A 24236-nucleotide genomic window follows, 5' to 3' on the forward strand; every position below is an offset into this window, starting at 1 on the left:
GGGACGGCGCTCACTTGGCAGCCTCCGCGCGACGCGCCATCTGCTCGCCGCTCGCGGTCGCGAAGCGGGCATCGTCACGGATCACGCGCGGCACGCCGACGCGCGGCTCGACCGAGGTCACCGGCTCGTACACCACGCGCTTGCGCTCGGCGTCGTAACGCACTTCGACATTGCCGATCAACGGGAAGTCCTTGCGGAACGGGTGACCGACGAACCCGTAGTCGGTCAGGATGCGACGCAGGTCCGGGTGACCTTCGAAGATCACGCCGAACAGATCGAACGCCTCGCGCTCGAACCAGTTGGCGACCGGCCAGAGCACGGTCAACGACGAGACCACCGGCAGATCGTCGCTCGGCGCGAAACACCGCAGCATCACGCGCTGGTTGTGCTGGATCGACAGCAGCTGCGCGACTGCGGCAAAACGCCGCTGCGGGACCGGAATCTCGGCATCGCCCTGCGGCTGCGCGACCTGGCGACTGCCGGTTTCGCCGAACTTGAAACGGCCCGGACCGCGCCCTTCGACACCGCGGCTGAAGCCCTCGGAGGACACGTCGGTATCCCACTCGTCGCTGCCGTGGCCGAGGTAGTCGACGCCGCAAACGTCGATCAGCATTTCGAAACCGAACTCGTCGCGCAATGCGCGCGCGGTGTCGAGCCAGTCGCCGGCGGTGGTGACCGTCACCTCGCCACGCGGCAGGGCCACCGCCACGTCGGCGTCGGAGAAGCGCGCGCGCAGGCGCGCGGCGAACGCGGTGGAGGACTCACGCATCGCGCTGCCCCGTCTTGGTGTCGCCGAAGTTGGTCGCGCGGCGGATCTTCTTCTGCAACTGAAGAATGCCGTAGATCAGCGCCTCGGCCGTCGGCGGGCAGCCCGGCACGTAGACGTCGACCGGCACGATGCGGTCGCAACCGCGCACCACCGAATACGAGTAGTGATAGTAACCGCCGCCGTTGGCGCAGCTACCCATGGAGATGACCCACTTGGGATCCGGCATCTGGTCGTAGACCTTGCGCAGCGCCGGGGCCATCTTGTTGACCAGCGTGCCGGCCACGATCATCACGTCCGACTGGCGCGGCGACGGGCGGAACACCACGCCGTAGCGGTCGAGATCGAGGCGCGCCGCACCGGCGTGCATCATCTCCACCGCGCAGCAGGCCAGACCGAAGGTCATCGGCCACATCGAGCCGGTGCGCGCCCAGTTGAGCAGCACATCGGAACTGGTCGTGACGAAACCGCGCTCGAGCAGCGGGTTCTCGCCTTCCGGGCGCAGGATGTCGTCCACGCGGCCTTCCGGCAGCGGGTTGTTCATCAGGCGCGCGACGGTCTGGTTCACTCCCATTCCAGCGCTCCCTTCTTCCACACGTAGACGAAGCCGAGCAGCAGCATGCCGGCGAAGATGCCCATCTCGATCAGGCCCAGCACACCGAGTTCGCGGAACACGGTGGCCCAGGGCACGATGAAGATGATTTCCAGATCGAAGACGATGAACTGGATCGCGATCAGGTAATAGCGCACGTCGAACTGCATGCGCGCGTCTTCGAATGCTTCGAAGCCGCACTCGTAGGGCGACAGCTTTTCCAGCGTCGGGCGCTTGGGCCCCAACAGGTTGCCAATGATCAGCAATGCAATGCCGATCCCCGTGGCAACGATCAGGAACAGCAGGGTCGGCAGATATTCGGCCAGCACTCGGATGTTCTCTCGGCTACGGCCGCAATGTGCGGCCTTGGCTCGGCGCCCGTGACGCCGCATTCTCGAAGCGTCGGAGCGCTTCACGAAGGCCGGGCGATGCACTGATGCGCGATCGCCCGATCACCGCAATTGTACCGGTTACAGAACTGGGGAGTAAACGATTTCCGGCCTGCGTATCGGCTGCGGACGCCGCCACGCGCCGTGGCCGCATCCGAACCGCGACGGATGCGCGCGAATGATTCGCGTCCGCGCGCCATGACCATCGACCGGACACGAAAAAGCCCCGCTTGCGCGAGGCTTTCCGTGTTCGATACGCATCGAGCGCATCGCTTTTTCCGGTTGGTGCCCAAGGGGGGACTCGAACCCCCACGACCTAAGCCGCTACCACCTCAAGGTAGTGCGTCTACCAATTCCGCCACCTGGGCAGGTCAACCTGAAACCTCATCCGCGGCTGGTGCCCCGGCGAGCCGCGCATTGTAATCCCTATCAATCGTTCTGGGGAGTGGGCTGCGGCGATTCCTGCGAAGAATTTTCCGTTGCCGGCGGTGCAGCCGGCACAGCGCCGTCGGCCGCAGGCGCCGTCGGCACCGTGGCATCGGCAGGCGCAGGCGGCGCAACCGGCGTCGCCGGCGCACCCTCGACCGGCACGGTCGGCACCTGGCCACCCATCACGCCCAGATCCATGTCCAGCGCGTTGGGATTGGCGCGGTGCATCGCGTACCAGGCCATGAACAGCGTGATCGCGAAGAAGCTGATCGCCAGCCACTTCGTGGCCTTGGACAGGAAGTTGGATGAACCGCGCGCGCCGAACACGGTGGCGGACGCGCCACCGCCAAAACCGGAGCCGGCCGCGGCGCCGGCGCCGCGCTGCATGAGGATCAACGCGATCATCGCGATGGCGACGATGACGAACAGGATGTTGAAGACGGTCAGCAGCATTGCGTGGGTGCTCTGGGGTGCCCGCGAACGGGCCTTGTGTCGGAAGCGCCGGCTGCGCTCAGCGCGCGGCCGCGGCGACGATGGCGAGGAAGTCGTCGGCGGCCAGCGAGGCGCCGCCGATCAATCCGCCGTCGACGTCGGGCTGCGAGAACAGCGCAGCGGCATTGTCGGGCTTGCAGCTGCCGCCATACAGCAGCGGCAACGAATCGGCGATTCTAGCATCCTGCTTCGCGACGACGCCACGCAGGAAGGCGTGGACGGCCTGGGCCTGCTCGGGACTGGCGGTCAGCCCGGTGCCGATCGCCCAGACCGGCTCATAGGCGACGATCGCACCGTCGAACGCGGCGACGCCGGCCTCCGCCAGGACGGCCTCGACTTGGGCGGCGATCACCGCCTCGGTGCGCCCGCCTTCGCGCTGCTCGCGGGTTTCGCCCACGCACAGGATCGGGACGAGACCCGCGGCATGGGCCGCGACGAACTTCCGGGCGACCAGCGCGTCGTCCTCGGCGTGGTACTGGCGCCGTTCGGAATGCCCGACCAGCGTGCAGGTGGCGCCGACGTCGACGAGCATCGATGCGGCCACTTCGCCGGTGTAGGCGCCCTTGGCATGCGCACTGACGTCCTGCGCGCCGAAGGCCACGCCGCGCCGGCCGTGCGACTGGGTCAGCAACGGGAGATACGGGAACGGCGGCAGCACGATCGCCTCCACCCCGCCCGGCAGGCCGGCGGCGATGGCGTCGACGAGTTCGGTGGCGAAGGTGCGGCTGCCCTGCAGCTTCCAATTGCCGGCGACGATCCTGCGGCGCATGCGCGACTCCTTGTGACGAGAGGCGCACGAGGATAGCCGATGCGCGTGCCTGACCGGTTCAGGGACCGACCACGTCATCGTGCATCGGCGCCAGCCGGCGCAGCAGCCGGTTCTGAGCCGCGACCGGCACGCCGCGGCGTTCCATGACCCGGATCAGGTTCTCGACCAGCGCGTTGAACTGCGCCGTGGTGATGCCGCGGCCCGCGTGCGCCTCCTCCATCGTCAGCCCGTCGTAGCGGCAGGGGCCGCCGGAGACGCTGCAGAACTGCGCGATGAGCATGCCGCGCAGGCGCACGATATTGGCCAGTGCGAACTGGAAGTTGATGCGTTCGTCCTCGACCACGACATCGAGCAGATCGTCCACGATGCCCTCGATGCCCGCCTGCCCGCCGAGCGCGCGATACAGCGCATCGTCGGCCGGCGCAGCGGCGGCGAGCGGCACCGATGGCGTGGGCCGCGTGGCGCAGCCGGACGCGCCGACGGCCAGCACGCAGGTCGCCAGCAGCACACGGATGGATGCGCCCGCGGCCATCAGAAGCTTGCCTGCACGGACAGGTAGGCGCCGCGCTGGCGCTGCAGCGTGGCGATGTCGCCCAGATCGGCCCACGCGCCGACGACCGCGACGCGCTTGTTCGGGAACCAGGCGACGAACACATCACGCCAGTCGTCCTCGCGCGCGAAGCCGAGGTTGTCGGGTTTCTGCCGGTACTCGATGCCCACCGCCCAGCGCGGGTCCAGCAGCACCACGGCGCTGCCTTCGGCGACGACGCTGTAGCCCGCGCGGCGGTCGCCGCCGAACCCCAGCAGACCGGCCTGGTTGGCGCGCGTCGCGCGCACCGTGCCGCTGAGCAGCAGGTTGCGTCCGCCGGCTGCCGCCAGCAGCAACCGTGACGCGCTGACGTAGACATCGACGCCGGTGTCGTCGCGCGCACCGACCAGCGACGGCACCGCGAAATCCAGCTGCCGCTTGGCCTGTACGCCGAGCGCGACCTGCGGGCCGTGCCCGTAAACCAGATCGCCACGCAGCCGCAGCTTCGCGCCGAGCACATCCTGGCGGAAGCGCGCGGTCGGCAGCGACAGGGTGTCGCGCAGCGTATCGAGCGAGAACGTCTGCCGCGCGATCGACAGTTCGATGCGGTTGTCCCAGCTCCAGGCCGCCCCGATCACGTCGAGCCCGTAGTCGTCAGTGCGCACCGCGGTCACGAACGCGGTGCCGCCCTGCTGGTCGTCGGTGCCGTAGCCGGCGAGCACGGCCCAGGGCACGAGCCCTCCGCCCGCGGCGCCCTCGATCTGGCTGGCGCCGCCGGTCGCGAGCAGGCGTCCGTCGCCGGCATGGCACGCGAGCGCCGGCAGGCCGGCCAGCGCCGCGAGTGCCCACGCATGCAGGTGCCGCCTCATGTGCCCGCCTGTGTGCGCTGGAACTGCGTGCACCACTCGACGAAGGCATCGGCGGCGAGCGGTCGCGAGAACAGGTAGCCCTGCACCATGTCGCACCGGAGCGCCTCGAGGATCGCCAGACTCTCCGGCCCCTCGACGCCTTCGGCGATGACCTTCAGACCCATGTTGTGGCCGATCTCGATCGCCGATCGCACGATCACCGCATCGCCGCTGCCATTGCCCAGGTCGGAAACGAAGCTCCTGTCGATCTTGATCTCGTCCACCGCCAGGCTGCGCAACTGCGCGAGCGAGGAGTGGCCGGTGCCGAAATCGTCGATCGACAGGCGTACGCCCTGCCCGCGCAGCCGGTGCATGGTGGCCCGCGCCGCCTCGACGTCCCGCATCACGGTGTGCTCCGTCACTTCCAGCACCAGGCTGCCCGCGGCGACGCCGTGGGCCTGCAGGCACTGCCCCACGTAGCCGGGCAGGTCGCCGTCGACGAGATCCATCGGCGACAGGTTGACCGCCACGCCTTCGATCAGGCCATCGGCGATCCACGGCGCGACCTGGCGCAGGGCATCGTCGATCACATGGCGGGTGATCGCGCGGATCATCCCGGAGCGTTCGGCCAGCGGAATGAACTCGTCGGGCGTCACGTCGCCGTACTCGGGGGTCGTCCAGCGCAGCAGCGCTTCGACGTGCACCACGCGGCGGCTGGCGAGATCGATCTTGGGCTGGAACACCAGCCGGAACTGGCGCAGTTCGAGTGCGTGCCGCAGCAGACCCATCAAGCCGACCTGGCGCAGATGGTGTTCGTCGTCGCCGGCCCGATAGACCAGCACGCGCCGGTGCTGCTGCTTGGCTTCGTACATCGCGATGTCGGCCCGCCGCAGCAGCGTCGCCGCGTCGTCCGCGTGGGCCGGATAGACCGCGACGCCGATGCTGGCTTCCAGGCCGACCTGGGTGTCCGCCAGCAGGAACGGGGTCTCCAGCACCCGGGCGAGCTGGCGCGCGCGTTCGCAGGCCGCATCGGCGTCCGCATCGTCGAGCAGCACCAGGAATTCGTCGCCGCCCAGCCGCGCGAGCATGTCCTCGCCCCGCACCGCCGCGCGCAGGCGCTGCGCGACCCCGGTCAGCACCGCGTCGCCGTAGACGTGGCCCAGCGAATCGTTGATCTCCTTGAAGCGGTCCAGATCGAGGATCAGGACCGCGCAGGTGCGGCCGTGCCCGCGGGCGCGTTCGATCGTGCGCGCCAGCACGCCCAGCGCGTGGCTGCGGTTCGGCAGTCCAGTGAGCTCGTCGTGGGTGGACTGGAAGCGGATGCGCGCCTCGCGCTGGCCGATCTCGCGCTGCATCGCATTGAATGCACCGGCGAGATCGGCGAGCTCGTCGCGGCCACGCACCGGCAGTGGATCCGCGTAATCACCCGCGCCGATGCGCCGCGCGGCATCGGCCAGCCGCTGCACCGGACGCGCGATGCCCTGCCCCACCAGCACCGCGAGCGCGGCCGCCACGAGCGCCGCGAGCCCGGCCACCCACAGGATCTGGTCGCGCAGCCGGTGATACGGGGCCAGCGCCTCGTCGAGGTCGGCCAGCAGCATCACCTGCACCCCCTGGCCGGCGCCCTGCGCGGCGCGGAAGGTATGCGAGGCGTAATGACGGCCATCGAGCGCGAGGTCGACATTGTCGCCATCGGCCGCGCGGCCGGCGTAACGGCTGCGGCGCAGCGCTTCGGTCTGGGGATCGGGCAGCGTCGAGGCGAGCACGCGGAGGTGGTCGCCATCGTCCTCGACGAACACCACCTCCATGCCGACGATGCCGCGGTAACGGCGCGCCAGCACCTCGCCGTACTGCAGCCCCACCGCCGCCCATGCCACGCGGCGCGGCGCCATCACCGGCACCACCGCCACCAGGAACGGCCGTGCGTCGAGCAGCGCGACACCGGTCGCCCGGCCCTCGGCCCCCGCCTGGGCGAGCAGCGGCGCCATCGCGCGCGCGGTATCGGCATCGTCTTCGGGGCCGATCGCCACCTGCACCGCGCCGTCCGGCGCCAGCAACAGGGCGACATCGGCATTGATCCGCGTGCCCTGGTTGAGCAGCGCGATTTCGGCCGTCGGCTGGTCCCGGGTGGCGACCGCGGCCCGGAAGGCGAAATCGTCGGCCAGCACCGAGACCGATTCCTGCAACCGTTCGGCACTGGCGGCGGACAGCTGCGCCCACACGCGCTCGCTGACCCGCAGCTGCTCGCCCAGCTGTTCGCGCACCGCGCGCTCGGCGGCAACCCCGACGATGCCCAGCGTCGCGATCTGGGCGCCGATCAGCAGCAGCAGGAATCCCAGGACGATGCGCCCGCGGAAACCGAGACCGCGTCTCGGCAGCAGCGGCTCATCCCCCACGCTTGAGACTCCGGAACCGCTCCTGCAGCTGACGCAGCCGTGCATCGGCCGGTTGCGGCGCCATGCGCGCGGCCTCCAGATCGAGCGTGACCCGCTCGACCTGCCCCGCGCCCACCCGCACGCGGCGCGTCACCGGCGCACCGGGACCGGCGTCGAGCCGCTCGTGCCAGATTTGCAGCGTGTAATCGCCGGCCGGCGCCTGCAGCCGCGCCGCACCGGCGGCATCGGTGGTGGCGAAGTACGGCGTATCGAGTACGACGACGTAGCCGAGCATCCAGTCATGGATGTTGCAGCCCAGCTCGACCACGCCCGGCGTCTCGAACAGCACCGGCTGGGCCTGGCGTCCGCTGTAGAGCGGCAGCTCGAAACGCTGCGCCGGCGAGAACGAATAGACCTGGTGGCGGAAATTGTCGCTGTTGGGAAACCGCACCCGGCTTCCGACCGTGACCGGCAGCACGTGCGGCACGAATTCCGCCTGGCGCTGGTCGATTTCGCCCGTCATCGGGCGCACGGCCGCACGCGCGGCCGGCGAATGCAGACTCACCACGGCGCCTGCCAGGCGTGCACCGTCCCCGTCCACCGATACCGTCAGCGACGCCGCCACTGCACCATCCATTGCACAGACCGCGAGCGCGCACAGACTCCATTGCAACGCCCGGAGGCGCAGCCCGTTCCACGCGATCATTCCCGATAGTCCCCTTGCTCACCGCACGCAAGCGGCCCGCGCATTGCACCAGAACCGGTGACCTCGCGCCACCGGCATGCGATCGCTGCGTCGAGGTCTCGCGGCGCGGACGACCCGGACGTTCGCCAAGCCGTGCGACACGTTGCCGCACGCATCCGCACACGGAAACGGCGCCGCGAGGGCGCCGTTCCATCGGGACGTCGGCCCGGAGGCCGTGTCTGCGGTCCTACTTCAGCTTGATTTCGCGCAGACGCTCTTCGAGATAGCCCTGCGCGGTGATCGCCTCGGGATACCGGCTCGGATTGCCGTCGCTCACCGTCGACGGCAGCACGTCGATGACGAAATCCGGATTCGGGTGCAGGAAGAACGGCACCGAATAGCGCGGCTTGCGCGCCTGCTCGCCCGGCGGATTGGTCACGCGGTGCGTCGTCGACGGATACACGTGGTTGGTCAGGCGCTGCAGCATGTCGCCGATGTTGACGACGATGGTGTCGGCGTCGGATGTGAACGGCACCCACTCGCCACGCGATGACTTCACTTCCAGGCCGGCCGCGCTCGCGCCGACCAGCAGCGTGATCAGGTTGATGTCCTCGTGCGCGCCGGCGCGCTCGTTCGGAATGTCGTCGGCGGTGATCGGCGGGTAGTGGATCGGGCGCAGGATCGAGTTGCCGTAGTCGGTCTTGTCGACGAAGTAGTCCTCCGGCAGACCGATATGCAGCGCCAGCGCCGACAGCACCTTCGAGCCCAGCGCATCGAGCGTCTGGTACAGGCCGTAGCCGTGTTCGCGGAAGCCCGGCACCTCGGTCGGCCACAGGTTCGGCGGCATGACGTCACGGTACTTCGAGTCGTCGGGAATCTCGCGGCCGATGTGCCAGAACTCCTTGAGGTCGAAATGCTGGGCACCCTTCGCGGTTTCCACGCCGAACGCGGTGTAGCCGCGCGCACCGCCGCCGCCTGCCACGTGATACTGCTGCTTGGTCGCGTCCGGCAGGGCGAAGAACGCCTTGAACACGTCGTAGGCGCCATCGATCTGCGCCTGCGGAATGCCGTGCCCGTTGATGCCCGCGAAGCCCCACTCGCGGTAGGCGGCGCCGAGTTCGGCCACGAAGGCGTCCCGGTCCGTGCCGAAACGGCGGATGTCGAGCGTGGGAATACGGGGGGGCATCGCGGACTCCTTGGAATCAGGCGGCGGCCGCGCGCACGGCGTCGGCCAGTTGGTCGAGGGTCGATTGCATCAGGGTGTCGTCGTCGGCTTCGACGGTCACACGGACCACCGGCTCGGTACCCGAAGGACGCAGGAACGCGCGGCCACGGCCCTGCACGGCGGCCTGTGCATCGGCGAGCGCGGCCTGCACGGCCGGCGCGTCCGCCGGCTTCGATGCACCTGCGTAGCGCACGTTGATGGTCTTCTGCGGCACTTTCGACAGACCATGCAGCGCTTCCTGCAGCGACTGCCCGCGTCGACGCAGCACCTCGAGCACCTGCAGCGCGCTGATGATGCCGTCGCCGGTCGTCGCGCGGTCCAGGCACAGCAGGTGGCCGGAGGTTTCGCCGCCCAGCACGCCGTCGTGTTCGAGCAGCATCTGGTGCACGTAGCGGTCGCCGACCTTCGCGCGGGCGAAGCCGATGCCGGCCTCGCCGAACGCACGTTCCAGGCCGAAATTGCTCATCAGCGTGCCGACCACCGGACCCTGCAGACGGCCCGACTGGTGCCAGTCGCGCGCGAGGACGTACAGCAGATCATCGCCGTCGCGCACGGTGCCGTTGGCATCGACGAACAGCACGCGGTCGCCGTCGCCGTCGAAGGCGATGCCGAGATTCGCGCCGCTGCGGCTGACGCGCTCGCTCAGGAATTCGGGATGGGTGGAGCCGACGCCGGCATTGATGTTGACGCCGTTGGGCTCGGCGCCGATCACCTCGACCTGCGCGCCGAGTTCGCGCAGCACGATCGGGCCGACCTGGTAGGTCGCGCCGTTCGCGCAGTCCACCACGATGCGCATGCCGTCGAGATCGAAACCACGCGGCACCGAGGCCTTGCAGGCTTCGACGTAGCGGCCTACCGCGTCACGGGTGCGCACGGCCTTGCCGAGCTTCTCGGAGGCGACGGTGCGGAACGGCTGGTCGAGCGCGGCTTCGATCGCGAGTTCGGTCGCGTCGTCGAGCTTCTCGCCCTGCGCGCTGAAGAACTTGATGCCGTTGTCGTGATGCGGATTGTGCGAGGCGGAAATGACGATGCCGCCGTCGGCGCCGAGCGAGCGCGTCAGATGCGCGACCGCGGGCGTCGGCATCGGGCCCATCAGCTGCACGTCCACACCCGCCGCGACCAGCCCGGCTTCCAGCGCGGCCTCGAACATATAGTTCGAGATGCGCGTGTCCTTGCCGATCAGCACCTGCGGACGCCGCCAGTCGCCGCCGCGTCCGCGCAGCGAATGGCCGTAGGCATTGCCCAGGCGCAGTACGAAATCGGCGGAGATCGAGCCTTCGCCGACCCGCCCGCGGATGCCATCCGTCCCGAAATACCGACGGCTCACGCAGCGGCCTCGATCGGCATGTCCTGCTTGCCGAGCAATGCCACCAGACGGGAAATGCGGTCGCGCATTTCGCGGCGATCGCAGATCTGGTCGATCGCGCCGTGCTCGAGCAGGAATTCCGAGGTCTGGAAGCCTTCGGGCAGGGTCTCGCGCACGGTCTGCTCGATCACGCGCGGGCCGGCGAACCCGATCAGCGCTTCGGGCTCGGCGATGTTGATGTCGCCGAGCATCGCGAACGAGGCGGAGGTCCCGCCGTAGGTCGGGTTGGTCAGCACCGAGATGTACGGCAGGCCCGCTTCGCGCAGCCGTGCCAGCGCGGCCGAGGTCTTGGCCATCTGCAGCAGCGAGAACATGCTCTCCTGCATGCGCATGCCACCGCTCGCGGCGAAGCTCACGAAGGGCGCGTGCAGGGCGAGCGCCTGCTCGGCGGCGCGGGCGAACTTCTCGCCGCCGACCGAGCCCATCGAGCCGCCCATGTAGGCGAAGTCCATCGCGGCGGCGACGATCGGGCGCTGCATCAGCGTGCCCTGCATCGCGATCAGCGTGTCTCGCTCACCGGTGGCGCGCTGCGCGGCCTTGATGCGGTCCGAGTACTTCTTCTGGTCCTTGAACTTCAGGATGTCGGTCGGGCCCAGATCGGCCGCGATCTCATGCAGGCTGCCCGGGTCCAGAAATGCCTTCAGGCGCGCGCGCGCGCGGATCGCGCGGTGGAAGTTGCACTTCGGGCAGACCTCCAGATTCTCTTCGAGCTCCGGGCCGTACAGCACGGCGCTGCAGCGCTCGCACTTCTCCCACAGGCCTTCGGGAACGCTGCGCTTCTTGGCCGCGGGCGCATCGGTGCGGATGCGCGGCGGCATGATCTTCTGCAACCAGGACATGGGCGTATTTCTCCCGACGGCCGCAACGGGGCCGCAAAACGCGGAAGTGTACCCGACCGCCCCCGGCGGCCCGCTGCCCGCAATGCCGCCCCGGTTCAGGGAGCGTCGAGCGCCCTGCGCAACGGCGCAAGAAACGCCTGCGCCCGTGCAGCGGCCTCGTTCGCATCCGCTGCCCCGTCGAGCGCGGCGACCAGCGCACTGCCGACGACGACACCGTCGGCATCGACCGCCATCGCGGCGGCACTCGCGGCGTCACGGATACCGAAACCGGCCACCACCGGCGCACGGCTGGCGGCGCGGATCGACCGCAGCCGGGTCGAGGCCTGCACGGGATCGAGCCGCTCCGCCGCGCCGGTCACCCCGGCGAAACTCACGTAGTACAGATAGCCCTGCGCGCGTGCGCACAGCGCCTCGATGCGCGCGTCGGTCGTCGTCGGGGAGGCCAGCAGCACCAGCGCGATGCCGGCCGCGTCGAAGCCCACGCGGAAGTCGTCGGCTTCCTCGGGTGGCAGGTCGACCAGCAGCACGCCGTCCACGCCGGCCTCTGCGGCCTGGCGCGCGAACGTGTCGGCGCCGCGGATGTCGACCGGATTCAGATAACCCATCAGCACGACCGGCGTGGTGACGTCCTGCGCGCGGAAGGTGCGTACCGCGTCGAGCACGTAGGTCATGCCCGCGCCGCGTCCCAGCGCGCGCTCGGAACTGCGCTGGATGGTCGGGCCGTCCGCCATCGGGTCGGAGAACGGCACACCGAGTTCGATGACGTCGGCGCCGGCCGCGACCAGCGCATGCATCACCGGCACGGTGGCCTTGAGCGCGGGGTCGCCCGCGGTGAAGAACGGGATCAGGGCCTTGCGGCCGGCGTCGCGGAGTGCGGCGAAGCGGCTGTCGATGCGGTTCATGGCGGTGCGGGGCGCTCCGGTGCCTGAAGCGGCCAGTCGCGACGCCGTGGAGTCGACGCTGGACGCACTCACAGCACGAACCCTTCGCGCTGGGCGATCGTGTGCACGTCCTTGTCGCCGCGGCCGGACAGGTTGGCGAGCACCATCGCGTCCTTCGGCAATTCGCGTGCGAGCTTGATCGCCTGCGCGATCGCGTGGCTGGATTCGAGCGCGGCGAGGATGCCTTCGGTCTTCGCGAGCTGATGGAACGCGGCCAGGGCTTCGTCGTCGGTGATGCCGACGTATTGCGCACGGCCGGCATCGGCGAGGAAGGAGTGCTCGGGGCCGACGCCCGGATAATCGAGGCCGGCGGAGACCGAATGCGTTTCGGTGATCTGGCCGTCGTCGTCGCAGATCACATAGGTGCGGTTGCCGTGCAGCACGCCCGGGCGACCGGCGGCGATCGACGCGGCATGGCGGCCGGTGTCGATGCCGTCGCCCGCCGCCTCGGCGCCGACGATGCGCACCTGAGGGTCGTTGAGGAACGCATGGAACAGGCCGATCGCATTGCTGCCCCCGCCGACGCAGGCGGTGATCGCGTCCGGCAGGCGGCCGTACTCGGCCAGCATCTGCGCGCGCGCCTCGCGGCCGACGATCGCGTTGAAATCGCGGACCATCCGCGGATACGGATCGGGACCGGCGACCGTGCCGATGATGTAGAAGGTGTCGCGCACATTCGAGACCCAGTCACGCATCGCCTCGTTGAGCGCGTCCTTGAGCGTCGCCGAGCCCGAAGTCACCGGCACGACTTCCGCGCCCAGCAGGCGCATGCGGTAGACGTTGATCTTCTGCCGCTCGATGTCGGTCGCGCCCATGTAGACCACGCATTCCAGGCCCAGCCGCGCGGCGACGGTGGCACTGGCCACGCCGTGCTGGCCGGCGCCGGTCTCGGCGATGATCCGGGTCTTGCCCATGCGACTGGCGAGCAGCGCTTGGCCCACGGTGTTGTTGATCTTGTGCGCGCCGGTGTGGTTCAGGTCCTCGCGCTTGAGCAGGATGCGCGCGCCGCCGACGGCCTCGCTGAGCCGTTCGGCGTGATAGATCGGGCTCGGCCGTCCGACGTAGTGGGCCAGGTCCTTGTCGAACGCCTCCTGGAACGCAGGATCCGCCTTGGCGGTGTCGTAGGCCGCCGCGAGTTCGGCGACCGGCTCCATCAGCGTGTCGGCGACGAAGCGGCCGCCGTAGCGGCCGAAGTGGCCGTTGGCGTCGGGCCATACGTGGAAATCGGTGATCGGAGACTGCGACATCAGGGCGGGCCACGGTGCGGACTGACTCGTACTCTAACGCACACATCGCACGACCAGAATCGATAAGATCTGACGGAACCGTCAGGAAATCTCACATGCCGGACACCGATCTGCCACCGCTCAACGCGCTGCGCGCCTTCGAGGCCGCCGCGCGCCTCGGCAGCCTGAGCCGCGCGGCCGAGGCGCTGCACGTGACCCATGGCGCGATCAGCCGCCAGGTGCGCCTGCTCGAGGACGCGCTGGGGACGGCCCTGTTCGTGCGCGCGGGTCGTGGCCTGCGGCTCACCCCGGCCGGGCTGCGGATGCGCGATGCCGCGGGCGATGCATTCGCGCGTCTGCAGGGCGCGGCCGCGGCGATCCGGCGCTCGGGCGCCGGACAGGCGCGCGTGCTTGGGTGTCCGGGGAGCCTGCTCGCCCGCTGGATGATTCCGCGACTGCCGCGCCTGGGCGAGGCCCTGCCCGACCTGACCCTGCACCTGTCGCCGCACGAGGGCGCGTTCCCGGCCTCGCTGGACGGCTTCGATGCCGCGTTGCTGATCGGCACGCCGCCGTGGCCGGCTTCGTGGAGGGTGCGCGCACTCGCGTCGGAGCGGATCGGCCCGGTGCTCAGCGCGCGTCACGTCGACGCGACACGTCTCGCGGCCCTGGGCCCCGAGGCGCTGCTGCGCGAACCGTTGCTGCACACCGCTTCACGCCCGCAGGCCTGGCCGACGTGGGCCTCGCTGCAGGGCGCCGCGTCGCCGGACGATCTCGGCACGGGATTCGAGCATCTGTACTTCCTGCTCGAAGCTGCGGCCGCCGGGCTCGGCGTCGCGATTGCGCCGCAGGAACTCGTCGCCGACGATCTCGCCGCGGGCCGCCTGCTCGCGCCGTGGGGTTTCGTCGAAACCGATGCGCAGTGGATCCTGGCGACGCGCCGGGACGATGACGATCCGCGTCTCGATGCGCTGGCGGCGTGGCTCCGGCAGGAACTGGCCTGACGGCACGTGGAAGCGCGCGTGCGCGCGATCGGCGTCACCGGCAGAGTCCAGCGCGCGCAGGCGCGTGCCTGCACGGACCGCGATCAACGGATGCCGCGCACCGCCTCGACGAACGCGCGCATCCGCGCTGCATCCTTGATGCCCGGCGCGGATTCGATGCCGCTGGAGACATCGACGCCCGCCGGGTGCGCCACCTCGATGGCATGCGCGACATTGCCCGCATCGAGTCCGCCGGCGAGCCAGAACGGCGTGTCGAGCGATGCCGGCAGGGCCGCCCAGTCGAAGCGCTCCCCACTGCCGCCGGGCTCGCCGGCCGCGTGACCGTCGAACAGGAAGGCCGACGCGTGCGGCCACGCATCGAGCGTGCGCAGCGCCGCGGCCGGATCGCCGCCCATCGCAATCGCTTTCCAGTACGGCAGACCGAACTGCACGCAGAACGCGTCGTCTTCGGCGCCATGGAACTGCAGGATGTCCGGTCGCACCGCCGATACGATCCCGGCGACATCGTCGGCCGGCGTGTCCATCGTCAACGCGACGATGCGGACCGAGGGCGGCACCGCATCGCGCAGCACCCGCGCCGCATCCGGCGTGAGCCGACGCGCACTGCGCGCCGCGAACACCAGGCCGATGCAATCGACGCCGAGCGCGACCGCTTCGGCCACGTCTTCGGCGCGGGTCAGACCGCAGAACTTGATCCGCGTGGAAACCGGTGCGCTCATGGCGACAGCGTCACGTCCGCCGGCAGTGCCCACTCCGGCGGATACAGCGGTCCAAGAAACACGAGACCGGCCGCGGGTGCGGTGGGGCCGGCGACACTGCGATCGCGTCCTGCCAGCAGTTCGCCGATCCAGGTTTCGGGTTGTTCACCGGCACCCACCACGAGCAGCGAACCGACGATGTTGCGCACCATGTGGTGCAGGAACGCGTTCGCCTGCACTTCGACGATGACCTCGTCGCCGTCCCGCCTCACGCCGATGCGCTGCAGGTCGCGGCGCGCGTGCGGTGCCTGGCAGTGCACGGTACGGAACGCGGAGAAGTCCTGCTCACCCAGCAGTGCCTGCGCGGCGCGCTGCATGGCGTCGGCGTCGAGCGGGCGCAGTTCCCACGACAGGTACTGCCGATGCAGTGCGGGTCGCACGGGCCGGTTGATGAGCCGGTAGCGGTAGTGCCGGGCGCGCGCGGAAAACCGGGCGCTGAAATCGTCGGGCACCGGCTGGGCCCAACGCACGCAGACCGCCGGCGGCAGGTGCGCGGTGGTGCCGAGCATCCACGCGCGCGGCGTGCGCACCGCCTCGGTATCGAAGTGCACGACCTGGCAGCGCGCGTGCACGCCGGCATCGGTGCGCCCCGCGCACGTGGTCACGACCGGATGCGCGGCGACGCGCGACAGCGCCGTTTCCAGCGCGGCCTGCACGGAGCCGGGGCCGGTTTCGGCTGCCTTGCCCAGCCGCTGCCAGCCGTGGAAGCCATGGCCGTCGTACTCGACGCCAATCGCAACCCGCATCGCGGTAGTCAGTCCAGGGTGCGCAGCAGCTGCGCGGCCTGCGCGGCGGCCGCGAGATCGTCGCCATCCACCACTTCCATCATCAGACTGCGTGCGGTCTCGGTATCGCCGAGGTCGATGTAGGCGCGTGCCAGTTCGACGCGCTCCACGCCGATCGGCGTGTCGACGGCGTCGCCGGTGTCCAGCTCGACAGGCGCGTCGCCCGCCGGATCCGCAGCGGGCACCGGCGCGACCCCGGGAACCGACGCGTCGTCCGCAGATGTTGCGGAGGGGGCGTGCCAGGTCGGGCCGGTCGATACCGGCGACACGATCGGCGCAGCCTCGACGACCGGTGCAGGCGCCGGCGCTTCACGCACGAACGCGGGCGCGGGCGCGGGCGTCGCGGGCTCAGGCACCGTCACGGCCGGCGCAGTCGATGCGGGGCTCGCGGTGGGCATGCCGGCTGCCAGCGCGGCGCTGTCGAAGGGGCGTCTGGCCACCGGCGCGCGGCCGCGGCGGCCCAGCAGGAATGCGAGCGCGGCGACGACCAGGATCGCGACGCCGAGCCACAGCCACGGCATCGGCGCGGCGACGCTCGCCTGCTGCTGGTTGCTCGCTTCCATGCGCTGCTGGGCGGCGGCCAGCTCGGCGTCCTTGAGCTGGATCAGCTGCTGCTGTTGCTGCTGCAGCTGTTCGAGATCGTCGAGGCGGGCCTTGAGTTCGTCGATCTCCGCGGTGCGCGCGGCCACGGTCTCGTTGGCCTGTTGAAGTTCCTGACGCAGCATGTCGCCTCCAGCGCCGGCAGCGATGCCGGATTGGGTGCCCGCCGGCTGGCTGTCGCTGGCGGGCGGTGTGATTTCGAGTCGTGCATCGGCGGTGCGGGGGGTCGCGGTCGGCGCAGTGGCTGCGGCCGGCGCCGTGGCATCGGCAACCGGTTCGGCAGGCTGCGGCGCCGGGCGACGCATCTCGCGCCACTGGCCCACCTGCTCGCGCACCACGGCGTTGGCTTCGGCGGCACTGAACTGGTTCCAGGCATCGCGCGCCGGCACCCGCAGCACCGCGCCCTGACGGATCAGGTTGAGGTTGCCGCCGATGAAGGCCTCGGGATTCGTACGCAACAACAGCAGCATCGCCTGGTTGACGCTGATGCCGGCCTCCTCGGCGAGCGGCGCGGCGATCGACGACAGCGTCTGTCCGGCGCGCACCGCGGGCAACGCATCACCCGGGGTGACGGCGGCGTCGGCCGCCCGTGCCACGGGTGCAGGCGTCGGTGCAGGTGTCGGCGTCGGCTGAGAGGGCGTCGTCGCGATCGCGTCGTCGTCAGTCGGCGACACGGGCGCGGCGGCCTGCTGCGCGGCCGGTGCGGGCGCAACCGGGGGACGCACGATGCTCGGCGCAGGCGCGGCCACCGGCGCCTGGATCGTCGGCTGCGCGGGCGCGGCGACGGTATCGGGCACGGCGACGAGTGCAGAGTATTCGCGGACCAGGCGGCCCTGGCCCCAGTCGACCTCGACCAGGAACGTCAGCGCTTCCTGGGTCACCGGCGCCGCGCTGGTGACGCGGATCACCGGACGCCCGCTGCGGTCGAGCGCGACATTGAACTGCAGATCCGAGACCACGCCGCGCGGGGGCTCGAGACCGATGCGCGCGAAGGTCTCGGGCGACGCCAGGCGCGCCTGCAACTGGCGCAGTTCGGCCGGATCGCTGGAGACGACCGGAATCTCGGCCAGCAACGGCTGGCCCTGCTGCGAGCGGACCTCGATACGGCCCAGCCCGAGCGCGAACGCGGGTCCGGCCAGGGCCAGCAGGCTGCCGGCCAGCAACAGACGCTTGAAGGTGCGCGACACGAACATCCCCTGTTTCTGCTTGCCGGGCCCGGGCGGGGCCGAGCGGGCCTGCTGCCGATGCGCCGGATTCATCGGAGGACTGTAGCGGCGCGGACTCCCGCTCCGCAACGCGCGACGCGTGCACCGCATCGCGCCGGCAGTCCGGAGATGCGCCGCAGCCGCGGCTGCGACGCACCTGCGCGGAATCAAACTTCGGCCGCGACCAGTTCGGCGACCTGCACCGCATTGAGCGCGGCGCCCTTGCGGATGTTGTCGGCGACGATCCACAGGTTCAGACCGTTCGGGTGCGAGAGGTCCTCGCGGAGGCGGCCGACGAACACCGGATCGCGGCCCGAGGCATGCGTGACCGGCGTTGGCCAGCCGCCCGCCGTGCGCTCGTCGACCACTTCGACGCCCGGCGCGGTCGCGAGGATCGCGCGCGCCTCGTCGACGGTGATGCGTTCGCGCAGTTCGACCGCGACCGATTCCGAGTGGCCATAGAACACCGGCACGCGCACCGCGGTGGGGTTCACCAGGATGCTGTCGTCGCCGAGGATCTTGTGGGTCTCCCAGACCAGCTTCATCTCCTCCTTGGTGAAGCCGTTCTCGAGGAAAGCGTCGATCTGCGGGATCAGGTTGAACGCGATCTGCACCGGGAACTTCTGCGGGTCGATCTCACGGAAGTTGAGCAGATCGCCGGTCTGGCGGCCGAGCTCTTCCATCGCCGAGCGCCCCGCGCCCGAGACCGACTGGTAGGTCGAGACGTTGATGCGCACGATGCCCGCACGGCGGTGCAGCGGCGCGAGCGCGACCAGCATCTGCATCGTCGAGCAGTTGGGATTGGCGATGATGCCGCGCGGGCGCTTGCGCGCCGCTTCGGGATTGACCTCACTGATCACCAGCGGCACGTCGTCGTCGTAGCGGAACGCCGAACTGTTGTCGATGACGACGGCGCCGGCCGCGGCGAACTTCGGAGCAAAGGCCTTGCTGGTGTCGCCGCCGGCGGAAAACAGGGCGATGTCGATGCCGGCGGGATCGAAGGTGGCGAGATCCTGCACGACGATGTCGTCGTCGCCGAACTTCACGGTGGTGCCGGCGGAACGCTCGCTGGCGAGGGCGACGAGTTCGGAGACGGGGAAATCACGCTCGGCGAGGATCGACAGCATGGTTTCGCCGACGGCGCCGGTGGCACCGACGACGGCAACGCGGAAACGGCGGTTCTGGGAACTGGACATTCAATACGTCTCGAAAAGAATTCTGGATGTGGGTCGCACATGGCGCGCGGGCGCTGCACAGCGGGGCTTCGGGGAACCGCCCGCCCTGACGCTCAGGCGGTTCCCGGACGTTTCGCGGCTTTTCCGTCGTTCGCGGCTGGCGCGATCACGCTCGGCGGATGGCCGGCATCCGGACCCGCGCCCAGCGCGGCGATCAGATTGTCGACGGCGAGCGTGACCATCGCACGACGCGTGGCGAGGCTGCCGCTGGCGATGTGCGGGGTCAGCACGATGGTGTCGAGCGCCAGCAGGCGCGGATCGACCGCAGGCTCGCCCTCGAACACATCGAGCGCGGCCGAGGCGAGACGGCCGCTGCCCAGCGCATCGGCCAATGCGGCCTCGTCGACGATGCCGCCGCGCGCGATGTTGGTCAGTGTCGCGGTCGGCTTCATCTTCGCCAGCGCAGCGGCGTCGATGATGTGGTGGCTGGCGGCCGAATACGGCAGCACCAGCACCAGGTGGTCGGCCTGCGCGAGGAGCGTGTCGAAATCCACGTACGAGGCCTTGCACGCGCGCTCGACCTCGGCCGGCAGCCGGCTGCGGTTGTGATAGATCACGCGCATGTCGAAGCCGGACGCGCGCTTCGCGATGCCCTGCCCGATCCGTCCCATGCCGAGGATGCCGAGCGTGCTGCCGTGCAGATCGGCGCCGAGCAGGCCCTTGAAGTTCCAGCCCTGCCACTGGCCGGCGCGCAGGTGGCGCTCGGCTTCGGTGACGCGGCGCGCAGCGGCCATCATCAGTGCGAAGCCGAAATCGGCCGTCGTCTCGGTCAGCACGTCGGGGGTGTTCGTCGCGACGATGTCGCGCGCCTGCAGCGCATCGATGTCGAGGTTGTTGTAGCCGACGCCGACGTTGGCCACCGCCCGCAGCTGCGTCGCATCGGCGATTTCTTCAACCCCGATCCGCTCGTTGAGCGTCACCAGCGCGCCGTCGGCCCCGCGCAACGCGTCGGCGATCGCGGACGCGTCGTGCTCGCTGACCTCCGGCACCTGCACCACGTCGAAATGCGCGCGCAGGCGCTCGACGATGTCGTCGAACAAGGGCTGCGACACCCAGACCTTCGGCCGCGACTCAGCCATCGATGCGCCCCGCAATCCGCGGCGTCACCGTGCCGACATCGCCGCACTGCGCGCGATGGCGCAACGCCTGGTCCATCAGCACCAGCGCCAGCATCGCCTCGCAGATCGGCGTCGCGCGGATGCCCACGCACGGGTCGTGGCGACCGGTGGTGATCACTTCGACCGTGTTGCCGTCGGTGTCCAGGCCATCTGCGGCCAAGCGCAGGCTGGACGTCGGCTTGAACGCCGTCGACACCACGATCTGCTGGCCGGTGCTGATGCCGCCGAGCACGCCGCCGGCATGGTTGGACGCGAAGCCGGCGGGCGTCATCAGGTCGCGGTGTTCGCTGCCCTTCTGCGACACGGACGCGAAGCCGGCGCCGATCTCGACGCCCTTGACCGCATTGATCGACATCATCGCCGCGGCCAGGTCGCCATCGAGCTTGCCGTAGACCGGCTCGCCCCAGCCCGGCGGCACGCCGTCGGCCACGGCGGTCACGCGCGCACCGACCGAATCGCCGGACTTGCGCAGCGCGTCCATATAGGTTTCGAGCGCAGGCACCTGCGCGGCGTCCGGCCAGAAGAACGGATTGGATTCGACGACGTCCCAGTCGATCGCGACGCTGTCGACCTGCGCGGGCACGATGTCGCCGAGCTGCGACAGGTAGCCGTGCACGTGCACGCCGTAACGATCCTTCAGCCACTTCTTGGCGATCACCGCCGCCGCGACACGCATCGTGGTCTCGCGCGCCGATGAGCGCCCGCCACCGCGTGGATCGCGGATCCCGTACTTCTGCCAGTAGGTGTAGTCGGCGTGCCCGGGCCGGAACTGCTGGGCGATGGTGCCGTAATCCTTGCTGCGCGCATCGGTGTTGCGGATCAGCAGCGCGATCGGCGTGCCGGTGGTCAGGCCCTCGAAGACGCCGCTGAGGATCTCGACCGCGTCGGCCTCGCGCCGCGCCGAGGTATGCCGGGTCTTGCCGGTCGCGCGCCGTGCGAGATCGTGCGCGAAATCCTCGACCGTGAGCGCGATGCCCGGCGGGCAGCCGTCGACCACACAGCCGATGGCCGGCCCGTGGCTTTCACCGAAGGTCGTGACAGTGAACAGTTGACCGAAGCTGTTGCTGGACATGGGCAGGCGTCGGGGCGACGCGGCACGAAACGCGGGCCGGCAAGCTTAACGCGCCCGGGTCGGGCGTGGACGCATGGTTTCCGGGCGAACCGTCGGCACGCGGCGCCCGTCAAGACCGCGACTGCAGGCGCGCGTCTGCGCGAAGATGCATTCCCGTGGACAGCCCTTCGCGCGCGCGCCTGCATGGATCCGTCCGGGCGGCGCGGCCTCAGAACAATCCGGCGCCCGCGCTGTCCGTCGCCGCCATCGGGGCCGTGGTCTTGCCCTCGCGCGCCGCTGCCAGCTGGGTGATACGCGCACTGTGGGTGACCAGGTCGTGGCGCTCGACGACGAAGATGCCCATCTGCCCGACCTGGAACTCGATCCACATTAGCGGCAGTTCCGGCAGCAGCTTGACCAGGTGCTGTTCGGATTCGCCCACTTCGCAGATCAGCAGGCCGTCCTCGGTCAGGTGCAGCGGCGCATCGCGCAGGATCTTCAGCACCAGATCCAGACCGTCGTCACCGGCGCGCAGTCCCATCTCGGGCTCGTAGGCGTATTCGCGCGGCAGCGCGTCGGTCTCGTCGTTGGTGACGTAGGGCGGATTGGTGACGATCAGGTCGTAATGCTCGCCCTGCAGCCCGTCGAACAGGTCGGACTTGAGGAAACGCGTATTGCGCACCTCGAGCCGCTGCTCGTTCTCGGCGGCCAGCGTCAGGGCCTCGTCGCTGAGGTCGATGCCGTCGACGTGCCAGTCGGGGTTGTGATGCGCCATCGCGATCGCGATGCAGCCCGAGCCGGTGCACAGGTCCAGCGCGCGACGCACCTCGCGGCCGCCGAGCCAGGGCTCGAAGCCGGACAGGATCAGCTCGGCGATCGGCGACCGCGGCACCAGCGCCCGCGCATCGGACTTGAAGCTCAGCCCCGCGAACCAGGCCTCGCCGGTCAGGTAGGCCGCCGGCACGCGCTCTTCGATGCGGCGCAGGAACAGGCCCAGCACGTCTTCCTTCTCCGACAGCGTGACCCGCGACTGGCCGTAGACCGGGCTCAGATCGTGCGGCAGGTGCAGCGCGTGCAGGGTCAGCTGGGTGGCCTCGTCGATCGCGTTGTCGTAGCTGTGGCCGAAGGTCAGCCCGGCGGCGTTGAAGCGGCTGGCGCCATAGCGGATCAGGTCGACGATGGTCTGCAGTTCTTCGGTCATGGCGCGCGGAGCTCGGGGCGGCGTGTTGGCCGCGGATTATAGGTCACCGGCCGGCGCGGCCCCCGACGACGCGCCGGTTATCATGACCGGCGCTCGAACCGGACTTCCCGATGTTCAACAGGACCACCCTCGTCATCCTCTGCGTCGCGCTGGCCGGCGGTCTCGGCCTGCTGGTCGCGCAGAAGTATTTCGCCGCGCCAGGCACCGCCGCCGCACCGGAACTCGACGTCGTGCAGCTGTATCCGCAGCCGCGCGCACTGCCCGACTTCGCGCTGCAGCAGTCCGACGGCACCCAGCTGCTGCCTGGCGAACTCGCCGGCCACTGGACGCTGGTCTTCATCGGCTTCACCCACTGCCCCGATGTCTGCCCGATGACCCTGACCCACCTGGCGCAGGCCCAGCGCCAGTGGGAAGCGCTGCCCGAAGGGACGCGCCCGCGCGTGCTGTTCGTGTCCGTCGATCCCGAGCGCGACACGCCCGAGCGCCTCGGCGACTACGCACATGCCTTCCACCGCGACACGCTGGCCGCGACCGGCGACGTGCCGTCGCTCGAACGCTTCACGCGCGCGCTGTCGATGGTCTTCGCCAAGGTGCCGCTGGACCGCGACGCCCCCGAGGGCGCCTACACCATCGACCACAGCGCATCGCTGGCCGTGCTCGACCCGCAGGGCCGCATGGCCGGCGTGGTCTCGGGCAGCGTGCTCAACGCCGAAACGCCCCGCCCCGACGCCGTGGCCGCCGACCTGCTGCGTCTCACCGCCGAGGACCGCCCGTGAGCCTGGTCACGTCGCTGACCTACGCGCTGCCGCACCGCACGCTGTCCTCGCTGGCGCGGCGCCTGGCGTATTCGCAGAATCCCGGCACGCGCCGCTGGCTGATCGACACCGTAGTGCGCAAGTTCGACGTGGACCTGTCGGAAGCGGCGAACCCCGATCCGGCGTCCTACGCCAGCTTCAATGCGTTCTTCACCCGCGCGTTGCGCGACGGCGCGCGCGTCGCCGATCCCGACCCGCGTGCCCTGGTGATGCCCGCCGACGGCCATATCAGCCAGTGCGGCCCGATCGACGCAGGCCGCATCTTCCAGGCCAAGGGCCAGTCGTTCACCGTCGCCGAACTGCTGGGCGACGCCGACGATGCCGCGCCGTTCCTCGACGGCAGCTTCGCCACCGTCTACCTGTCGCCGCGCGACTACCACCGCGTGCACATGCCGTGGACCGGCACGCTGCGTGAAACCGTGCACGTGCCCGGCCGCCTCTTCAGCGTCGGCACCGCCGCGGTCGCCAAGGTGCCGCGCCTGTTCGCCCGCAACGAGCGCCTGGTCTGCCACTTCGACACCGACTTCGGCCCGATGGTGCAGGTCATGGTCGGCGCGCTGCTGGTCTCGGGCGTGGAGACGGTCTGGAGCGGCGAGGAGATTCCCGCCTACGGCGACCGCATCCAGCGCAAGGACTGGCGCGGCAAGGGCATCACCCTGCAGCGCTTCGAAGAGATGGCGCGCTTCAATTACGGCTCGACGGTGATCGTGCTGCTGCCCAGGGGCGTGGCCGAGCTGGAGCCGTCGCTGCATGCCGAGTCGCCAGTGCGGCTCGGCCAGCGTCTCGCGCTGCGCAGCGGCGTTTGAAGCTTGAAGCCCTCCCCCGCTCGCGGGGGAGGGTTGGGTGGGGGCAAACGGCCCGGTCACGGATCACGTCCGTTTCAAGCGGGCCCGGCCTGGACGTCGCCCGACGATTGGCTGGCGGCTTTATGGTTCGCCCCCATCCCGGCCTGTCCGGCCCTGCGAAGCACGCCGGGCATTCGATCGATCCGCGCGG

General features: G+C 70.1%; 24 protein-coding genes and 1 tRNA gene. 3 read left to right on the top strand and 22 right to left on the bottom strand.

Annotated elements, in window-relative coordinates; genetic code table 11:
* Positions 1–10: 10 nt before the first annotated feature.
* From CURTO8I2_RS05875 to trpB, 15 genes are all read right to left on the bottom strand, one after another.
* The gene (locus CURTO8I2_RS05875) at positions 11–769 is read right to left on the bottom strand and encodes an NADH-quinone oxidoreductase subunit C (RefSeq protein WP_159679480.1); all 759 of its coding nucleotides are present in this window, start codon (positions 767–769) and stop codon (positions 11–13) included.
* On the bottom strand, positions 762–1340 hold the full coding sequence (locus tag CURTO8I2_RS05880) for an NADH-quinone oxidoreductase subunit B (RefSeq protein ID WP_159679482.1): 579 nt from the start codon (positions 1338–1340) through the stop codon (positions 762–764). Before CURTO8I2_RS05880 ends, CURTO8I2_RS05875 begins: the two co-directional genes overlap by 8 nt.
* Complete coding sequence (locus tag CURTO8I2_RS05885) at positions 1331–1687, bottom strand: NADH-quinone oxidoreductase subunit A (protein ID WP_159679484.1); 357 nt, start codon at positions 1685–1687, stop codon at positions 1331–1333. The genes CURTO8I2_RS05880 and CURTO8I2_RS05885 overlap by 10 nt, the downstream gene beginning before the upstream one ends.
* Before the next feature lie 343 nt (positions 1688–2030).
* Positions 2031–2115 (bottom strand) — tRNA-Leu (locus CURTO8I2_RS05890).
* 61 nt (positions 2116–2176) lie between these two features.
* Positions 2177–2629, bottom strand: a complete 453-nt coding sequence (gene secG / locus CURTO8I2_RS05895) for a preprotein translocase subunit SecG (protein ID WP_159679485.1) — start codon at positions 2627–2629, stop codon at positions 2177–2179.
* Positions 2630–2687: 58 nt separating this feature from the next.
* A complete protein-coding gene (gene tpiA, locus CURTO8I2_RS05900) occupies positions 2688–3437 on the bottom strand; it encodes a triose-phosphate isomerase (protein ID WP_159679487.1) in 750 nt (249 codons plus the stop codon).
* Positions 3438–3495: 58 nt separating this feature from the next.
* Entirely contained in the window at positions 3496–3969 is a 474-nt protein-coding gene (locus CURTO8I2_RS05905) for a group 1 truncated hemoglobin (protein ID WP_201295481.1), read from the bottom strand.
* On the bottom strand, positions 3969–4835 hold the full coding sequence (locus CURTO8I2_RS05910) for a DUF3034 family protein (protein WP_159679489.1): 867 nt from the start codon (positions 4833–4835) through the stop codon (positions 3969–3971). Before CURTO8I2_RS05910 ends, CURTO8I2_RS05905 begins: the two co-directional genes overlap by 1 nt.
* Positions 4832–7210 (bottom strand): EAL domain-containing protein, encoded by a 2379-nt coding sequence (locus CURTO8I2_RS05915; protein WP_159679491.1) that lies wholly within the window; start codon positions 7208–7210, stop codon positions 4832–4834. Before CURTO8I2_RS05915 ends, CURTO8I2_RS05910 begins: the two co-directional genes overlap by 4 nt.
* Complete coding sequence (locus CURTO8I2_RS05920) at positions 7200–7826, bottom strand: methylamine utilization protein (protein ID WP_236551009.1); 627 nt, start codon at positions 7824–7826, stop codon at positions 7200–7202. The genes CURTO8I2_RS05915 and CURTO8I2_RS05920 overlap by 11 nt, the downstream gene beginning before the upstream one ends.
* 295 nt (positions 7827–8121) lie before the next feature.
* Complete coding sequence (locus CURTO8I2_RS05925) at positions 8122–9060, bottom strand: 2-oxoglutarate and iron-dependent oxygenase domain-containing protein (protein WP_159679494.1); 939 nt, start codon at positions 9058–9060, stop codon at positions 8122–8124.
* A gap of 16 nt (positions 9061–9076) precedes the next feature.
* On the bottom strand, positions 9077–10426 hold the full coding sequence (gene glmM, locus CURTO8I2_RS05930; protein ID WP_159679496.1) for a phosphoglucosamine mutase: 1350 nt from the start codon (positions 10424–10426) through the stop codon (positions 9077–9079).
* Positions 10423–11304, bottom strand: coding sequence for an acetyl-CoA carboxylase, carboxyltransferase subunit beta (accD, locus tag CURTO8I2_RS05935; RefSeq protein WP_159679497.1), 882 nt, complete (start codon positions 11302–11304; stop codon positions 10423–10425). The genes glmM and accD overlap by 4 nt, the downstream gene beginning before the upstream one ends.
* 95 nt (positions 11305–11399) lie before the next feature.
* Complete coding sequence (gene trpA, locus CURTO8I2_RS05940) at positions 11400–12206, bottom strand: tryptophan synthase subunit alpha (protein WP_159679499.1); 807 nt, start codon at positions 12204–12206, stop codon at positions 11400–11402.
* Between the two features lie 68 nt (positions 12207–12274).
* Positions 12275–13492: a tryptophan synthase subunit beta gene (gene trpB / locus CURTO8I2_RS05945; protein ID WP_159679501.1), complete on the bottom strand. Its 1218-nt coding sequence runs from the start codon at positions 13490–13492 to the stop codon at positions 12275–12277.
* 95 nt (positions 13493–13587) lie between these two features.
* Between trpB and CURTO8I2_RS05950 the strand changes: the two genes are divergently transcribed.
* Positions 13588–14472, top strand: coding sequence for a LysR family transcriptional regulator (locus CURTO8I2_RS05950; RefSeq protein ID WP_159679502.1), 885 nt, complete (start codon positions 13588–13590; stop codon positions 14470–14472).
* Between the two features lie 83 nt (positions 14473–14555).
* On the opposite strand, the gene CURTO8I2_RS05955 is transcribed toward CURTO8I2_RS05950, so the two are convergent.
* From CURTO8I2_RS05955 to prmB, 7 genes are all read right to left on the bottom strand, one after another.
* Positions 14556–15191: a phosphoribosylanthranilate isomerase gene (locus tag CURTO8I2_RS05955; RefSeq protein ID WP_159679504.1), complete on the bottom strand. Its 636-nt coding sequence runs from the start codon at positions 15189–15191 to the stop codon at positions 14556–14558.
* Positions 15188–15976, bottom strand: coding sequence for a tRNA pseudouridine(38-40) synthase TruA (truA, locus tag CURTO8I2_RS05960; protein WP_159679506.1), 789 nt, complete (start codon positions 15974–15976; stop codon positions 15188–15190). Before truA ends, CURTO8I2_RS05955 begins: the two co-directional genes overlap by 4 nt.
* A gap of 8 nt (positions 15977–15984) precedes the next feature.
* Entirely contained in the window at positions 15985–17874 is a 1890-nt protein-coding gene (locus CURTO8I2_RS05965; protein ID WP_236551010.1) for a FimV/HubP family polar landmark protein, read from the bottom strand.
* A 113-nt stretch (positions 17875–17987) separates the two neighbouring features.
* Positions 17988–19016, bottom strand: a complete 1029-nt coding sequence (locus tag CURTO8I2_RS05970; protein ID WP_159679508.1) for an aspartate-semialdehyde dehydrogenase — start codon at positions 19014–19016, stop codon at positions 17988–17990.
* Positions 19017–19108: 92 nt separating this feature from the next.
* Positions 19109–20134, bottom strand: coding sequence for a D-glycerate dehydrogenase (locus CURTO8I2_RS05975; protein ID WP_159679510.1), 1026 nt, complete (start codon positions 20132–20134; stop codon positions 19109–19111).
* Positions 20127–21245 carry a chorismate synthase gene (gene aroC / locus CURTO8I2_RS05980; protein ID WP_159679512.1) on the bottom strand — a complete coding sequence of 373 codons (1119 nt, stop codon included), beginning with the start codon at positions 21243–21245 and terminating at the stop codon, positions 20127–20129. Before aroC ends, CURTO8I2_RS05975 begins: the two co-directional genes overlap by 8 nt.
* A 208-nt stretch (positions 21246–21453) precedes the next feature.
* Complete coding sequence (gene prmB / locus CURTO8I2_RS05985; protein WP_159679514.1) at positions 21454–22425, bottom strand: 50S ribosomal protein L3 N(5)-glutamine methyltransferase; 972 nt, start codon at positions 22423–22425, stop codon at positions 21454–21456.
* 110 nt (positions 22426–22535) lie between these two features.
* Between prmB and CURTO8I2_RS05990 the strand changes: the two genes are divergently transcribed.
* Together CURTO8I2_RS05990 and asd are read left to right on the top strand one after the other, a co-directional pair.
* Complete coding sequence (locus tag CURTO8I2_RS05990; RefSeq protein ID WP_159679516.1) at positions 22536–23201, top strand: SCO family protein; 666 nt, start codon at positions 22536–22538, stop codon at positions 23199–23201.
* Entirely contained in the window at positions 23198–24046 is an 849-nt protein-coding gene (asd, locus tag CURTO8I2_RS05995) for an archaetidylserine decarboxylase (RefSeq protein WP_159679518.1), read from the top strand. Before CURTO8I2_RS05990 ends, asd begins: the two co-directional genes overlap by 4 nt.
* Positions 24047–24236: the final 190 nt, after the last annotated feature.

Origin of the sequence: Luteimonas sp. 9C (assembly GCF_902506295.1) — a bacterium.
In the GTDB taxonomy this organism is placed as follows: domain Bacteria; phylum Pseudomonadota; class Gammaproteobacteria; order Xanthomonadales; family Xanthomonadaceae; genus Luteimonas.

Bases quoted from the DNA above. Each gene is read 5' to 3' on its own strand.
- CURTO8I2_RS05875 (WP_159679480.1), bottom strand. From the start codon at position 769: ATGCGTGAGTCCTCCACCGCGTTCGCCGCGCGCCTGCGCGCGCGCTTC.
- CURTO8I2_RS05880 (WP_159679482.1), bottom strand. From the start codon at position 1,340: ATGGGAGTGAACCAGACCGTCGCGCGCCTGATGAACAACCCGCTGCCG.
- secG (WP_159679485.1), bottom strand. From the start codon at position 2,629: ATGCTGCTGACCGTCTTCAACATCCTGTTCGTCATCGTCGCCATCGCG.
- tpiA (WP_159679487.1), bottom strand. From the start codon at position 3,437: ATGCGCCGCAGGATCGTCGCCGGCAATTGGAAGCTGCAGGGCAGCCGC.
- CURTO8I2_RS05905 (WP_201295481.1), bottom strand. From the start codon at position 3,969: ATGGCCGCGGGCGCATCCATCCGTGTGCTGCTGGCGACCTGCGTGCTG.
- CURTO8I2_RS05910 (WP_159679489.1), bottom strand. From the start codon at position 4,835: ATGAGGCGGCACCTGCATGCGTGGGCACTCGCGGCGCTGGCCGGCCTG.
- CURTO8I2_RS05920 (WP_236551009.1), bottom strand. From the start codon at position 7,826: ATGGATGGTGCAGTGGCGGCGTCGCTGACGGTATCGGTGGACGGGGAC.
- CURTO8I2_RS05925 (WP_159679494.1), bottom strand. From the start codon at position 9,060: ATGCCCCCCCGTATTCCCACGCTCGACATCCGCCGTTTCGGCACGGAC.
- accD (WP_159679497.1), bottom strand. From the start codon at position 11,304: ATGTCCTGGTTGCAGAAGATCATGCCGCCGCGCATCCGCACCGATGCG.
- trpA (WP_159679499.1), bottom strand. From the start codon at position 12,206: ATGAACCGCATCGACAGCCGCTTCGCCGCACTCCGCGACGCCGGCCGC.
- trpB (WP_159679501.1), bottom strand. From the start codon at position 13,492: ATGTCGCAGTCTCCGATCACCGATTTCCACGTATGGCCCGACGCCAAC.
- CURTO8I2_RS05950 (WP_159679502.1), top strand. From the start codon at position 13,588: ATGCCGGACACCGATCTGCCACCGCTCAACGCGCTGCGCGCCTTCGAG.
- CURTO8I2_RS05955 (WP_159679504.1), bottom strand. From the start codon at position 15,191: ATGAGCGCACCGGTTTCCACGCGGATCAAGTTCTGCGGTCTGACCCGC.
- truA (WP_159679506.1), bottom strand. From the start codon at position 15,976: ATGCGGGTTGCGATTGGCGTCGAGTACGACGGCCATGGCTTCCACGGC.
- CURTO8I2_RS05965 (WP_236551010.1), bottom strand. From the start codon at position 17,874: ATGAATCCGGCGCATCGGCAGCAGGCCCGCTCGGCCCCGCCCGGGCCC.
- CURTO8I2_RS05970 (WP_159679508.1), bottom strand. From the start codon at position 19,016: ATGTCCAGTTCCCAGAACCGCCGTTTCCGCGTTGCCGTCGTCGGTGCC.
- CURTO8I2_RS05975 (WP_159679510.1), bottom strand. From the start codon at position 20,134: ATGGCTGAGTCGCGGCCGAAGGTCTGGGTGTCGCAGCCCTTGTTCGAC.
- aroC (WP_159679512.1), bottom strand. From the start codon at position 21,245: ATGTCCAGCAACAGCTTCGGTCAACTGTTCACTGTCACGACCTTCGGT.
- prmB (WP_159679514.1), bottom strand. From the start codon at position 22,425: ATGACCGAAGAACTGCAGACCATCGTCGACCTGATCCGCTATGGCGCC.
- CURTO8I2_RS05990 (WP_159679516.1), top strand. From the start codon at position 22,536: ATGTTCAACAGGACCACCCTCGTCATCCTCTGCGTCGCGCTGGCCGGC.